Genomic DNA, 14,160 nt, shown 5'->3' on the forward strand with positions numbered 1-14,160 from the left:
GCTTGTAGGGGTCGGGGGCGGGCAGGCGCAGCAGCTTGCCGAACCGGCCCGGCCCCTGCGAGCGCAGCGCGGACACGGCCTCGGGCTCGTGCCGGGCGCAGTTGGCCAGCAGGCCGAACACGATCATCGTCACCACCGCGGAGGTGCCGCCGGAGGAGATCATCGGCAGCGTGATGCCGGTGACCGGCAGCAGCCCGACGACGTAGCCGATGTTGATGGCGGCCTGCGCGACCAGCCACACGGTGAGGGTGGCGGCGACCATGCGCACCCACGGGTCGATGTTGCGCGCGGCGACCCGCATGCCCGCCACCGCGAGCATGATGAACAGCCCCAGCACCAGCGAGCAGCCCAGGAACCCGAGCTCGTCGCCGATCAGGGCGAAGATGAAGTCGTTGTGCGCCTTGGGCAGGAAGCTCCACTTGGACGGCCCCTGGCCCAGGCCGCGGCCGAACAGCCCGCCGTCGGCCAGCGCCAACTGCGCCTGGTTGGCCTGGTAGCCGGTGCCCTGCGGGTCGGCGCCCGGATTCAGGAACGACACCAGGCGGTCGAGCCGGTACCCGGCGCCGGTGGCGAGCAGCAGCACGCCCGCGACGCCGCCGAGCGCCAGCGCGCCGAACAGCCGCAGCGGGGCGCCCGCGAACCACAGCAGGGCGATCAGCACCACGCCCAGGGTGATCGTGCCGCCCAGGTCGGGCTGCAGCATGACCAGCGCGAACATCAGCAGCGCGACGGGCACGACGGGCACCAGCAGGTGCCGGTAGCGGTGCAGCACGGCGCGCTTGGCGACCAGCACGTGCGCGCCCCACAGCGCGAGCGCCAGCTTGGCGACCTCGATCGGCTGGAACGAGAACGGGCCGTAGACGAACCAGCTCTGGGTGTTGTAGACCTCTGTGCCCAGCGGGGTCAGGACGGCGACCAGCAGCAGCACGCAGACGGCCATCACCGCGGGGCTCAGCGCGCGGATCGTCGACAGCGGCACGCGCAGCGCCACCCAGAACAGCACCGACCCGATGGCGACGTAGACCAACTGCTTGATGAACACGGTGTAGAGCCCGGAGCCCGGCGTGTTGAACGACACGACCGACGACGCCGAGAGCACCATGATCAGACCCAGCACCGTGAGCAGGCCGAACACGGCGAGCACGAGGTGGAAGGAGGCCAGCGGCCTGCCCAGCCAGGCGGTCAGCGCGACGCGGACGGCGTGCACCCGCCCCGGGGCCCGGCGGACCCGGCGGGTGCGCTCCGGCCGGGCCTCGACCTGGGTGGCCATCAGCCGACCCCAGCTCCGCCGGGGCCGGGCGCCAGCGCGCCGACGGCGGCGGCGAACGCCTCACCCCGGTGGGCGTAGTCGCGGAACATGTCCATCGAGGCCGCGGCCGGGGCCAGCAGCACGACGTCACCCGGACGTGCCATGGCGCGGGCCGCGTTGACGGCTGCGGTCATGGCCCCATCGTCTCCCGGCGCGACCCGGTGCACGGGGACCTCGGGCGCGTGTCGCGCCAGCGCGGCGGCGATGACCCCGGCGTCGCGGCCGATCAGCACGACGCCGCGCAGCCTGCCCGCGACCTCGGCGACCAGCTCGTCGACCGAGGCCCCTTTGAGCAGGCCGCCCGCGATCCACACCGCCGACTCGAACCCGCGCAGCGAGCTGGCGGCGGCGTGCGGGTTGGTGGCCTTGGAGTCGTTGACGTAGAGGACCCCGTCGAGGGAGCCGACCGGCACCGACCGGTGCGCGCCGGGCCGGTAGTCCAGCAGGCCCTGCCGCACGGCCTCGGGGGGGACCCCGAAGGCGCGGGCCAGGGCGGCCGCGGCGAGGGCGTTGGAGACCGCGTGCGGGACCTGGGGGCGCACGTCGGCGAGGGTGAACAGCTCCTCGGCGGAGGTGTCCGGCTCGGCGATGTAGGCGCGGTCGACCAGCAGGTCCTCGACCAGACCCAGCTCGCCGGGGCGCGGGGTGGACAGGCTGAACCCGACCTTGGCGCCGTCGTGGCCCTCGGTGAGCCGGGTGGACCAGTCGTCGTCGAGGTTGTGCACGACGACCTTGGCCCCGGTGTGGATGGTGGCCTTGGCGCGGGCGTAGGCGTCCATGCCGCCGTGCCAGTCCAGGTGGTCCTCGGCGAGGTTGAGCACGACCGAGGCGTGCGCGCGCATCGACGACTGCCAGTGCAGCTGGAAGCTGGACAGCTCCACGGCGAGCACCTCGTGCCCGGCGCGGACCGCGTCGACGACCGGCAGGCCGACGTTGCCGCAGGCCACGGCGTCGAGGCCGTGGGCGCGCAGCATCGACTCCAGCATCAGCACCGTGCTGGTCTTGCCGTTGGTCCCGGTGACGGCCAGCCAGACCGGGGGTCTGCGCAGCCGCGCGCCGAGGCGCCAGGCCAGTTCGACGTCCCCGACGACCTCGACGCCCGCGGCCGCCGCCGCGCGCAGCAGCGGGTTGTCCGGGCGCCAGCCGGGGCTGGTCACGACCAGGTCGGTGCCCGCGGGCGGGCCGTCGGGGGCGTGCGCGGTCTCGACGCCGAGGTCGGCGGCCAGCGCGGCCAGCCGGTCGGCGTCGCCGTCGGCGACCGTGACGTGCACGCCCTCGGCGACCAGGGCCGCGGCGACCCCGCGGCCCGCGACCCCGGCCCCGGTGACCAGGACCCTCCTCACAGACCGCCGCCCAGGGCGAGCCAGTCGGCGTAGAACAGGCCGAGGCCGAACATCGCGCAGACGCCCGCGAGCAGCCAGAACCGGATGATGACCGTGGTCTCCGCCCAGCCAGCCAACTCGAAGTGGTGGTGGAACGGGGCCATCCGGAACAACCGGCGGCGGGTGGTGCGGAAGATCGCGATCTGCAGCACGACCGAGACCATCTCGACCACGAACAGGCCGCCAATAATGATCATCAGCAGCTCGGTGCGGGTGGCCATGGCCAGGCCCGCGACCAGGCCGCCGAGCGCCAGCGAGCCGGTGTCGCCCATGAAGATCTTGGCCGGGGCCGCGTTCCACCACAGGAAGCCGATGCAGGCGCCCATCGACGACGCCGCCACCAGTGCCAGGTCCAGCGGGTCGCGCACGTCGAAGCAGGCGGCCTCGGCCACCCGGCCGCAGTCGTGGCTGAACTGCCAGAACGCGATGACCACGTAGGTGCCCAGCACCATCGCCGAGGAGCCGCCCGCCAGGCCGTCGAGGCCGTCGGTGAAGTTCACCGCGTTCGACCAGGCCGACACCGCCAGGTAGCAGAAGATGATGAAGCCGATCGTGCCGAAGCTGACGATCGAGATGTCGCGGACGAACGACAGGTTGTCCGAGGCGGGGGTCAGGTTCCGCTCGTCGGGGAAGCTCAGCGCCAGCACCGCGAAGACGATGGCCACGACCAGTTGCCCGACCAGCTTCGCGGTCTTGTTCAGCCCCAGGTTGCGCTGCTTGCGGATCTTGATGAAGTCGTCCAGGAACCCGACCAGGCCCAGGCCGGTGGCCAGGCCCAGCACCAGGAGGCCGGACGCGGTGGGCGCCTCGCCCTGGGGGGTGGAGGTGGCGTTGACGATGTGCGAGGTCCCGTACCCGGCCCACATGGCGATGATGATCGCCACGCCGCCCATGGTCGGGGTGCCGCGCTTGCTCTTGTGGCCCTGCGGGCCCTCCTCGCGGATCTCCTGCCCGAAGCCCTGCCGGGAGAAGACCCGGATCAGGTACGGGGTGAGCAGGATGGACACGACCATCGCGACAGCCGCCGCGATGAGGATGCTCTTCACTCGCCAGCCTCCAGCAGCGCGTCCGCCACCCGCCACAGGGCGGCGGCCTTGGACGCCTTCACGAGAACGACGTCATCGGGCGCCAGCTCGGCGCGCAGCAGCGCGATCGCGGCATCGACGTCCGGCACCAGCACCGACTCCTCTCCCCACGAGCCCTCCAGGCTCGCCCCCTGGTGCATGGGGCGCGCGTCGGCGCCGACCACCACCAGGCGGTTGATGTCCAGTCGCACGGCGAGCCTGCCCACCTCGTCGTGCGCGACGACGTGGTCCTCGCCCAACTCGCCCATGACCCCCAGGACGGCCCAGGACCGGCGGCGGTTGCCCGCGCGCGCCATCGTGGCCAGCGCCTTGAGCGCGGCCCGGACCGACTCGGGGTTGGCGTTGAAGGAGTCGTTGACCACCGTGACGCCGTCGGCGCGGGTGGTCACCTCCATGCGGCGCGCGGACACCGGCCGCGCGCCGGAGAGCCGCTCGGCGACCTCGGCCGGGGTCGCCCCCAGCTCGAGCGCGATCGCGGCGGCGGTCAGGGCGTTGCCGACGTGGTGCTCGCCGTGCAGGCCGAGCGCGACATCGGCCTCGCCGCGCGGCGTGACCAGGCGGAAGCTCGCCCTGGCCTGCTCGTCGAGGACGATGCCGGTGGCCCGCACGTGCGCGCCGGCGGCCTCGCCGACGAGCACGACCCTGGCCGCCGTGCGCTCGGCCATCGCGGCGACCAGCGGGTCGTCGGCGTTGAGCACGGCGACGCCGTGGGCGGGCAGCTTCTCGACCAGCTCGCCCTTGGTCCGGGCGATGTCCTGGCGGGAGCCGAACTCGCCGAGGTGCGCGGTGCCGACGTTGAGCACGGCGCCGATGTGCGGCGGGGCGGTCTCGCACAGGGCGGCGATGTGTCCGGGGCCGCGCGCGGACAGCTCCAGCACCAGGTGCCGGGTGCCCGCGTCGGCGCGCAGGGCGGTCCACGGGTGGCCCAGCTCGTTGTTGAACGAGCCGGGCGGGGCGATGGTCGGGCCCATCGGCGCCAGCACGTGGGCGATGAGGTCCTTGGTCGAGGTCTTGCCGGACGAGCCGGTCAGGCCGACCACGGTCAGCCCGGCCGGGGCGAGGCGGTCGACGACGGCGCGGGCCAGCGCGGCGAGGGCGGCCAGCACGGCGGCGCCGGAGCCGTCCTTGTCGCCGGTCAGCGCGACCGAGCGGGTGTGCGCCCGGTCGGCAGGCGGCACGACGACCGCCGGGACGCCGACCGGGCGCGCGGCCAGCACGGCCAGCGCACCGTCGGCGACGGCCTTGGCGGCGAAGTCGTGCCCGTCGACCCGCTCGCCGGGCACGGCGACGAACAGCCCGCCCGGGGTCACCTGGCGCGAGTCGAACTCCACGCTGCCGGTGACGGGGGTTTCCGGGGCGGTGTCGCCCAGGTCGTGCAGGACGCCGCCGACGGCGTCGGCGACCTCCCGCAGGGTCAGGGGGATCATCCGGCGTCCACTCGCTCGCGGATGGCGGCCTCCAGCTCGTCGCGGTCGGAGAAGGGGTGCACGACGCCCGCGACCTCTTGCCCGGTCTCGTGGCCCTTGCCCGCGATGACGACGATGTCGCCCTCGCGGGCGCGGGCGACGGCCTCGGTGATGGCCTGCCTGCGGTCGCCGATGTCGAGCAGCTCGCCGCGCTCGCCCGGCGGCACGGCGCGCGCCCCGGTGAGCATGGCGGCGCGGATGGCCTCGGGGTCCTCGGTGCGCGGGTTGTCGTCGGTGACCACCAGGACGTCGCTGCGGCGGGCGGCGGCCTCGCCCATCAGCGGGCGCTTGGCGGTGTCGCGGTCGCCGCCGCAGCCGAGCACGGTGATCAGCCTGCCGTCGGTGCGCGCGCGCATGGCGTCCAGCGCGACCGCGACGGCCTCGGGCTTGTGCGAGTAGTCGACGACGGCGGTGAAGTCCTGGCCGACGGCGACCCGCTCCATCCGGCCGGGGACGCGCACGCCGGCCAACCCGGCCAGGATCGCCTCGTCCGGCACGCCGATGGCGGTCAGCACGGCCGTGGCGACCAGGGCGTTGGCGATGTTGAACGAGCCGGGGATGGGCAGCGCCGCCGCCAGCTCGCGGCCCCCGGGGCCGACCATGGTGAACGACTGCTCGCCGGACAGGGAGGTGCGCGCGTCCTTGGCGGTCCACGCCGCGTCGCCGGTGGTGGACACGGTGACCGTCGAGGGCGTGACCAGCCTGCGGCCCCACTCCCCGTCGACGCAGACCACCTCGACGGCGGAGCGGCCGTCGAAGAGCAGGGCCTTGGTCTGGAAGTAGTCCTCCATCGAGGGGTGGAAGTCCAGGTGGTCCTGCGAGAGGTTGGTGAACCCGCCGACGGCGAACCGGGTGCCCGCGGCGCGGCCGAGGGCCAGGGCGTGGCTGGACACCTCCATCGGCACGTGCGTGACGCCGCGCTCGACCATGACCGCGAGCAGCGCCTGCAGGTCGGGCGCCTCGGGGGTGGTGAACTCGCTGGCCAGCCGCTGCCCCGCGACGCGGGTCTCGACCGTGCCGATGAGCCCGGTGCGGTGGCCCGCGGCGGCGAGGCCCGCCTCGACCATGTAGGTGGTGGTGGTCTTGCCGGACGTGCCGGTGACGCCGAGGACCTTCAGCGCCAGCGACGGCTCGCCGTAGATGTGGCCCGCGAGCGGGCCGAGGGCGCCCCGGGGGTCCTCGTGGACGAGCACGGGCAGACCGGTCGCCAGCAGCGCGGGCCGCTCGGCGCCCGCAACGTCGGTGAGCACCGCGACAGCGCCCGCGGCGGCCGCGGCGGCGACGAAGTCGGCCCCGTGCGCGCGGGCGCCGGGCAGCGCGGCGAACAGGTCGCCGGGCAGCACGTGCTGGGCGCGCAGGGTCGCGCCGGTGACGACCACTTGGGACACCGGCACGGCGGCGGGACCACTGCCCGCGCGCAGGCGCGCCGAGGTGCGGGAGGCCAGGGCGGCGAGGGGCACGGGCTGGATGCGGGAGGGGCGAGGCGGCGCTGTGACTGCCTTGCCGTCGAGCTTGGCGGGCACGGGGCGGAAGGCTACCCGCGCACGCAGGGCGACCGCGCGGCACCTCGATCACCCGGTCTCGACCGGCATGCGCTAAACGCCCCGGGCCGCCCCTGCCCGACCGCGCCCCACCTGGTCGGATGGGCCGCGGGCGGCAGGCGTCCGGACCAGGCGAGAGCCCCCCGCGGCGAACGCGCGTCCGCCTCCGGAGAGCGCTTTCGCAACGTTCCGCCCAGTCGCGCGTCTACCTGGTGAACCCCTGTCACCACGCGCGAGGAGCCACGCTGTGCAGCACCCACCCACCCCGAGCAGGCGCGCGATCCTCCTGGGCGGACTGGGACTGGCGGGGTGGGCGACCACCGCCTGCTCCGGTCCGTCCACACCGGCCGAGCGGCCTTCCCCGACCACGTCCGCGCTCGCGCCGCCGGAGCAGTCCCAGGCCACTGAGGAGTTCACCGCCCTGGAATCCACTTTCGGGGGCCGCGTGGGCGTGTACGCGGTGGACACCGCCACCGGCCGCTCGACCGGCCACCGCGCGGACGAGCGCTTCCTGATGTGCTCCACCGCCAAGGTCCTCATGGCCGCCGCCGCCCTGCGGGCCACCCCCGACCTCATGGACCGCCTCGTCCGCTACACCCCCGCGGACCTGGTCGCCCACTCCCCCGTCACCGAGCAGCACGTCGGCACCGGCATGACCGTCGCCGCCCTGTGCGAGGCGACCCTGACCGTCAGTGACAACACCGCCGCCAACCTGATCCTGTCCACCCTGGGCGGCCCCCAGGCCGTCACCGACTACGTCCGCACCCTGGACGACCCCACCACCCGCCTGGACCGCACCGAGACCGCCCTCAACACGACCACCCCCGAGGGCCTGGACACCTCCACCCCGGCCGCCTTCGCCCAGACCACCACCGCCCTCCTCGTCGACGGCGCCCTCCCCGCGCGGGCCCGCGACACCCTCACCGCCTGGATGAAGGCCAGCACCACCGGCCTCGACCTCATCCGGGCAGCCCTCCCACCGACCTGGACCACCGCGGACAAGAGCGGCTCCGGCGCCCAGGGCGAGGTCAACAACGTCGCGGTGACCTGGCCGCCCAACGGCAAACCCTGGGTAGTCGCGGTCTTCACCGCCCCGGACGACCCCGAGTCGGACGGCTCGCGCGAGGTGGTCGCCCGGGCAGCCGCCATCGCCCTCAAGACCCTGGGCTGACCGCCGGCCGGACGACCCCGGTCAGGGGGCGATGAGGGGGACGATCGGGGCCTCGGTGGCCGAGAGCGGGATGTTGTAGCGCTGGGCCAGGTACGAGGCCACGTCGTGGAAGAAGGGGGCGGCGGAGTTGCCCTCCGGGCTGGAGTAGACCGGGGAGTCGTAGACCATGCCCACGACGAAGCGGGGGCTGTCGGCGGGGAGTATGCCCGCGAAGGTGATCCAGTACTTGGAGTCGCTGTACTGGCCCGCCATCTGGTCGAACTGCTGGGCGGTCCCGGTCTTCCCGGAGATCTGGTAGCCGGTCAGGGCGGCGCCGGGGGCGGTGCCGCTGTTCTGGTGGGGGGCCTTCTGCACCACGGCGCGGAGCATCTCGCGGACAGTGGTGGCGGTCTGCGGGCTGACCACGCGGACCGGTTCGGGGCGTGGTTCGGCGATGCGGTCGCCGTCGGGGTCGATGCGGGCGGAGATGATCCGGGGCGGGACGCGGACGCCGTCGTTGGCGATGGCCTGGTACATGCCCGCCATCTGCAGCACGGTCATCGACAGGCCCTGGCCGATGGGCAGGTTGCCGAAGGTGCTGCCCGACCACTGGTTGCGCGCGGGGACCCGGCCGGGGCTCTCGCCGGGCAGGCCGACGCCGGTGCGCTCGCCGATGCCCAGCCGGGTGAGCATGTCGGCGAAGCGGTCGGGGCCGACCTGGTCGGCGAGCATGAGGGTGCCGACGTTGGAGGACTTGGCGAACACGCCGGTGGTGCTCATGTTCAGCGGGCCGTGTGCCCAGGCGTCGCGGATCGTGCGGTCGGCGACCTTGATCGAGCCGGGCACCGACTGCACGGCGTCGGGGGTGGTCACGCCGTACTCGATGGCCGCCATGGCGGTGACGATCTTGTTCACCGAACCCGGCTCGAACGGCGTGGTGACCGCCGGGTTGCCCATCAGCTTGGGGTCGCGGCCCTCGCGCGTCGACGGGTCGAAGGTCTTGTCGTTGGCCAGCGCGTAGACCTCGCCGGTCTTGACGTCGAGGACCACCGCGCTCGCGCTGGCGGCCCCGGAGCGCCTGGTGTACTCGGCGGTCTTCTGCTGCAGGTAGAACTGCAGGTCGGAGTCGATCGTCAGCTCCAGGTCGGAGCCGTCCACCGCGGGCTTGGGCTCGCGCTCGGTGAACGGGATGACGACGTCGGAGCCCTCCTGGGTCTCCACGAGCTGGCTGCCCCGCTGCCCGGCGAGGTCGTTGTCGCGCAGCGACTCGAGGCCCACGCGGCCGTGCAGGTTGTGCTTGCTGGTGTCCGGGTCGTCCATCGACCAGTGCGCGTACCCGACGATGTTGGCCGCCAGCGAGCCGCCCGGGTACTCGCGCACCGACCGGTTCTCGGCGATGAGCTGTGGGAACTCCTGCTGGAGCACGCGGGTGGGACCGGGCTCGGCGTTGTCGACCAGGTAGACGAACTTGCGGTCGGAGCGCAGCTCGCCGAGCAGCTCGGCCTCGTCGACGGAGGGGCCGAGCAGCTCGCGCATCCGGCGGGCGATGTCGGCGGTCTCCTGCTCGAACGACAGCGGCTCGTCGGGGTTTTCCGCGTTGAACTCCTCGATCTCCGCACGCTGGGCGATGGGCCGGTAGGCGATGGCCTTCGACTCCACCGTGAACGCCAACTGCGCGCCGTTGCGGTCGAGGATGGCACCGCGCAGCGCCGGGATGGAGATGGTCTCAGCGCGCTGCTGCAGCGCGCGGGCCGCCAGCTCCTCGGCCTTGAAGCCCTGCACCTGCACCAGCTTGAGCCCGGCCGCGACCAGCGAGGCGATCAGCAGGAAGCGGACGACGACGACCCGGGTGCGGTGGTCCGTCCCGGCGGCGCGCTTGGTCACCCGGCGCACCCGGCCCGGTGACAGGGGGGCACGCCGGACGGGGGCCGAACCACGCCGGGCCGCGGGCCGCCTGCCGTCCCGGTTGCGCTCAGCCACGATCCGCACCCACTTCGCTCGCCCCTCCCATTCAGCCGCCACCCGCCGCTGGCGGCGCGGGCGGCTGCTCCTGCTGCTCTTGTTGCTGTTGCTGTTGCTGTTCCTGCTGCTGCTGCTCCTGCCGCTGTCGCTCCTGCTCGGCGGCCACCCTGGCGGCCTCGCGCTCGGCGGCGATCTCCTGCGGTGTGCGCACCGGCGGGGGCGCGGCGGCCGGGGTCGGCTCGCCGATGACGGTCGTGCTGCCGTCGGGGGCCACCCGGATGTGGCCGGGGTCGCCGGAGGGCACCATGCCCAACGCCTCGGCGCGCCTGGCCAGCGCGGGCGCCGACTCCTCGCGGCTGACCTCGCGCTGGAGCTGGGCCGCGCGCTCGGCCAGCTCGGTGACGCCGTTCTTGGCCGCGTCGAGCCGGTAGGTGTCGGCGATGGCCTGCGTGGTCAGCCACAGCGTCGCCGCGACGCCGACGACCAGCAGGCTGATCACCAGCACGACGAACGAGGCCCGCCCGGCGGGCGCCTCCTGGTCGGCGGCGGACGCCGCGGCCTGGGCGACCCGGTGGTTGGAGTTGTGCGCGGGCCTGCCCTCGCGCTGGGCGCGCTTGGCGTAGGCGCGCTCGGCGGCGGCCGTGCGCGGCCTGCGCTCGCCGGCGCGCGCGGGGGCCTCGGCGCCCGCCCGCGCCTGGCGGCGGCCCTCAGACCCGGACCGCTCCCGCAGCGACCGTTCCCCCGTGCTCCGGGAGGTCCGCGCCCGGCGGGGCTGGGTCGAGGCGGGCGCCTCGGTCGTCGAACGCGACTTCGCCGAGCGGGTCTGGGCCGCGGCCCGGCGCGGCTGCGCGCCCGCCTCGTCCGGGGACGGCTTCCTGGCTGGCGCGGTCACGGGGCCTCCCTGGTGCGTTCGGCCGCGCGCAGGCGCACCGGCTGCGCGCGGGAGTTGCGTTCGGTCTCGCGCTCGTCCGCCTGCTCCGCGCCCCTGGTCAGCATGCGCAGCTGCGGGGCGTGCTCGGGCAGCTCGACCGGGAGGTCGGGCGGGGCGGTGGAGCGGGACAGCTCGGTGAGGCACCGCTTGACGATGCGGTCCTCGAGGGACTGGTAGCTCTCGACGACGATGCGCCCGCCGACGCGCAGGGCGGCGACCCCGGCGGGGATGGCGCGGCGCAGGACCTCCAACTCGGCGTTGACCTCGACGCGCAGGGCCTGGAAGGTGCGCTTGGCCGGGTGGCCGCCGGTGCGCAGGCTGGCCTGCGGGAGCACCGAGTACAGGAGCTGGACCAGCCGGGCGCTGGTGGTGAACGGGGTCTTGTCCCGCTCCTTGAGCACCGCCGAGGCGATCTTGCCCGCGTAGCGCTCCTCGCCGTACTCGTGCAGCACGCGGGCGAGGTCGCCGTGGGAGTAGGTGTTGAGCACGTCCGCGGCGGTGGGGCCGGTGGTCGGGTCCATGCGCATGTCCAGCGGGGAGTCGCGGGAGTAGGCGAAGCCGCGCTCGGGCAGGTCGAGTTGCATGGAGGACACACCGAGGTCGAACAGCACCCCGTCCACGCGCGACAGTCCGAGGTCGGACAGCGCCGCGGGCAGTCCGTCGTAGACGGTGTGCACGAGGTGGACGCGGTCGCCGTGCGGGGCGAGCCGTTCGCCCGCCAGGGCGAGGGCCTGCGGGTCGCGGTCGAGGCCGACGAGGGTGAGGCGGGGGTTGGCGGTCAGCAGGGCGTCGGCGTGGCCGCCGAGGCCGAGGGTGGCGTCGACGAGGACGGCGTCGCGGTCGGCGAGGGCGGGGGCGAACAGGTCGACGATGCGCTCGAGCAGCACCGGGACGTGGCGGGGGCGGTCGGTCACGCGCACACCCTTCCCGTCGAACTCCCGGCCGCGCCCAGCGGCACCCCCCGGCCGGATGGCCGGGTGCCGCCAGGTCCCCGCCCGCTCGCCGGACTTGGCACCGGGGAAGGTGTGCCAAGGCCGGGGGCGAGCGGACCGAGGCCTGGCGGCACCCGTGTCCCCCTCGGTGCGGGCGCGCTCCGAGCCGTGCTCAGAACACGCCGGGCAGGACTTCCTCCCGGGCCTGGGAGTAGCTGTCCTCGTGCTCGTCCAGGTAGGCCTGCCACGCTCCCGCGTCCCAGATCTCCAGCCTGGTGATCGCCCCGATGACGACGCAGTCCTTGTTGAGGCCCGCGTAGCGCCGCAGTTCCGAGGCGATCGGGATCCGCCCCTGACCATCGGGTCGCTGCTCGTCCGTTCCGGCGAACAGGTACCGCTGGTAGGCGCGGACCGCCTCGTTCGTCAACGGGGCGGCGGCGACCTTGCGCGCCATGTCCTCGAACTCCGCCCGCGGGAACACGTAGAGACAGTGATCCTGACCCTTCGTGACCATGAGTCCACCCGCGAGAGCGTCCCGGAACTTGGCGGGCAGTGTCAGCCGCCCCTTGTCGTCGAGCTTGGGGGTGTGCGTGCCGAGGAACACCCGGACACCCACCTCCCCACCGAACCGGTTGGATCGGCCGTGGAACCCCTGCTGCCCCACTGAGCGCCACAGTACCCCACTTTCCACCACAGTCAACGCGAACGACGGCCGTCCAGCTCCGCGAAAATCGACGTTTTCGCAGGTGAGAAGGTGGGGGTCGCAGTGGGGGGCGGTGGGGGCACCACCGTCTCGGGTTACTCGACCACCCCGTGAAACCCCCGGTATCCAGGGTGCAAGAGCCCGCAATCGCACGTCACGGGGGCAACGTGAGCACCGCTGGGGGTCGAGGTGGGGAGCGGTGGGGATGGGCGTGGGGACCGGTGGGGGAGCAGTCCCGCGCCACGCAGAGTCAGCACCAGAGATGGTTGAGCGAGCAATATCACTCGAATGGCCCAGGGGTGGCCCCCGCCGAACGGGCTAGCCGGCGCGCGATCAGGGCACGCCGGGGACAACCCGGCCCCGCCCGGGTGCGCGCGGCGTGCGGGGAAACAGTGGGGGACCTCGCCCCGGTTTGACACACTGGGTGCCAGGCTGGCGTCCGGCACGGGACTTGCGACGGAGTGAGTCCGGCCCCACCGCCTCCAGACCGCCCATCCCGGCGGCGACGAGCGACCGGACGGCCGCCGTGAACGATGCAGGAGGTCGCGTGACGTCGAGCACCCCGCCCAGCGCTCCCCCGGGCGCCCCGTACGGGGCGAACGGTGGTGAGCCCCACCCCGGGCGCCCGCACCAAGCCCCGCCGGTCGCCTACCCCGGGACGGGGGCCCACCTGCCGGTCGCGGGCCACCAGCAGGGGCTCGCGGAGTTGCACGCGGTGGTGAACCGCATCGCGGCCAACGTGGAGAAGGTGCTGGTCGGCAAGCCCGAGGTGGTGCGCATCGCGCTGGTGACGCTGCTGGCCGAGGGGCACCTGCTGGTCGAGGACGTCCCCGGCGTGGGCAAGACGTCGCTGGCCAAGGCGCTGGCCCGGTCCATCGACTGCTCGGTCAGCCGCATCCAGTTCACCCCGGACCTGCTGCCCTCCGACGTCACCGGCGTGTCCATCTTCGACCGGCGCAACAACGAGTTCGAGTTCCGGCCGGGTCCGGTGTTCGCCAACATCGTCGTCGGCGACGAGATCAACCGCGCCTCCCCCAAGACCCAGTCGGCGCTGCTGGAGTGCATGGAGGAGCACCAGGTCACCGTGGACGGCAAGTCCTACGGGCTGGACTCCCCGTTCATGGTCATCGCCACCCAGAACCCGGTCGAGATGGAGGGCACCTACGCCCTGCCCGAGGCCCAGCGCGACCGCTTCACCGCCCGGGTGTCCATCGGCTACCCCGACCCGGCCGCCGAGCTGGCGATGGTGGACGAGCACGCGGGCCACGACGTGTGGGCCGACCTCACGCCGGTGTCCGACGCCGACCAGGTGCGCGGTCTGATCGCGACGGTGCGCACCGTGCGGATGGCCCAGGAGGTCCGCCGCTACGCCGTGGAGGTCGTCACCGCGACCCGGCGGCTGTCGGAGATCCGGCTCGGCGCCTCGCCGCGCTCGACGCTGCACCTGGTGCGCGCGGCGCGGGCGCAGGCCGCGCTGGCCGGGCGCGACTTCGTGGTGCCCGACGACCTGCAGGCCGTGGCCGTGCCGGTGCTGGCGCACCGGCTGGTGCTGACCCCCGAGGCGCAGGCCTCCCGCCGCGCCCCCGCCGACCTGGTCCGCGGGCTGCTGCAGCGGGTGCCGGTGCCGCAGGCGGGCGCGGTGGAGTCGCAGTGGCCGGGACAGGGCAGGCGCTGAGCGGGCGGGTGGCCGTGGGAGAGG

Annotated in this window: 11 protein-coding genes; 2 read left to right on the forward strand and 9 right to left on the reverse strand. The window is 74.0% G+C overall.

All coding sequences use genetic code 11. From position 1 onward, the window contains the following. The 5 genes from ftsW to GCL84_RS18975 form a co-directional block, all read right to left on the reverse strand. A partial coding sequence (gene ftsW / locus GCL84_RS18955) for a putative lipid II flippase FtsW (RefSeq protein WP_156756852.1) occupies nt 1-1,270 on the reverse strand: 1,270 nt, incomplete at its 3' end. Next, a complete protein-coding gene (gene murD, locus GCL84_RS18960) occupies nt 1,270-2,652 on the reverse strand; it encodes a UDP-N-acetylmuramoyl-L-alanine--D-glutamate ligase (protein ID WP_235926428.1) in 1,383 nt (460 codons plus the stop codon). The genes ftsW and murD, both read right to left, overlap by 1 nt. After that, complete coding sequence (mraY, locus tag GCL84_RS18965) at nt 2,649-3,737, reverse strand: phospho-N-acetylmuramoyl-pentapeptide-transferase (RefSeq protein WP_156756853.1); 1,089 nt, start codon at nt 3,735-3,737, stop codon at nt 2,649-2,651. Before mraY ends, murD begins: the two co-directional genes overlap by 4 nt. Then, nucleotides 3,734-5,203, reverse strand: a complete 1,470-nt coding sequence (locus tag GCL84_RS18970; RefSeq protein ID WP_156756854.1) for a UDP-N-acetylmuramoyl-tripeptide--D-alanyl-D-alanine ligase — start codon at nt 5,201-5,203, stop codon at nt 3,734-3,736. The genes mraY and GCL84_RS18970 overlap by 4 nt, the downstream gene beginning before the upstream one ends. Further along, nucleotides 5,200-6,765, reverse strand: a complete 1,566-nt coding sequence (locus GCL84_RS18975; protein ID WP_156756855.1) for a UDP-N-acetylmuramoyl-L-alanyl-D-glutamate--2,6-diaminopimelate ligase — start codon at nt 6,763-6,765, stop codon at nt 5,200-5,202. The genes GCL84_RS18970 and GCL84_RS18975 overlap by 4 nt, the downstream gene beginning before the upstream one ends. A gap of 265 nt (nt 6,766-7,030) precedes the next feature. Between GCL84_RS18975 and bla the strand changes: the two genes are divergently transcribed. After that, the gene (bla, locus tag GCL84_RS18980; RefSeq protein ID WP_197523351.1) at nt 7,031-7,954 is read left to right on the forward strand and encodes a class A beta-lactamase; all 924 of its coding nucleotides are present in this window, start codon (nt 7,031-7,033) and stop codon (nt 7,952-7,954) included. A gap of 21 nt (nt 7,955-7,975) precedes the next feature. Here the strand turns inward: bla and GCL84_RS18985 are convergent, their stop codons facing one another. The 4 genes from GCL84_RS18985 to mraZ form a co-directional block, all read right to left on the reverse strand. Then, complete coding sequence (locus GCL84_RS18985) at nt 7,976-9,826, reverse strand: peptidoglycan D,D-transpeptidase FtsI family protein (RefSeq protein WP_407924411.1); 1,851 nt, start codon at nt 9,824-9,826, stop codon at nt 7,976-7,978. A gap of 118 nt (nt 9,827-9,944) precedes the next feature. Next, nucleotides 9,945-10,787: a hypothetical protein gene (locus GCL84_RS18990; protein ID WP_156756857.1), complete on the reverse strand. Its 843-nt coding sequence runs from the start codon at nt 10,785-10,787 to the stop codon at nt 9,945-9,947. Beyond that, complete coding sequence (gene rsmH / locus GCL84_RS18995) at nt 10,784-11,740, reverse strand: 16S rRNA (cytosine(1402)-N(4))-methyltransferase RsmH (RefSeq protein ID WP_156756858.1); 957 nt, start codon at nt 11,738-11,740, stop codon at nt 10,784-10,786. Before rsmH ends, GCL84_RS18990 begins: the two co-directional genes overlap by 4 nt. A 190-nt stretch (nt 11,741-11,930) precedes the next feature. Continuing rightward, the gene (gene mraZ / locus GCL84_RS19000) at nt 11,931-12,362 is read right to left on the reverse strand and encodes a division/cell wall cluster transcriptional repressor MraZ (RefSeq protein ID WP_156756924.1); all 432 of its coding nucleotides are present in this window, start codon (nt 12,360-12,362) and stop codon (nt 11,931-11,933) included. Between the two features lie 646 nt (nt 12,363-13,008). Between mraZ and GCL84_RS19005 the strand changes: the two genes are divergently transcribed. Next, on the forward strand, nt 13,009-14,136 hold the full coding sequence (locus GCL84_RS19005) for an AAA family ATPase (RefSeq protein WP_197523353.1): 1,128 nt from the start codon (nt 13,009-13,011) through the stop codon (nt 14,134-14,136). Nucleotides 14,137-14,160: the final 24 nt, after the last annotated feature.

It is taken from the genome of Actinokineospora pegani (genome assembly GCF_009745975.1).
In the GTDB taxonomy this organism is placed as follows: Bacteria; Actinomycetota; Actinomycetes; order Mycobacteriales; family Pseudonocardiaceae; genus Actinokineospora; species Actinokineospora pegani.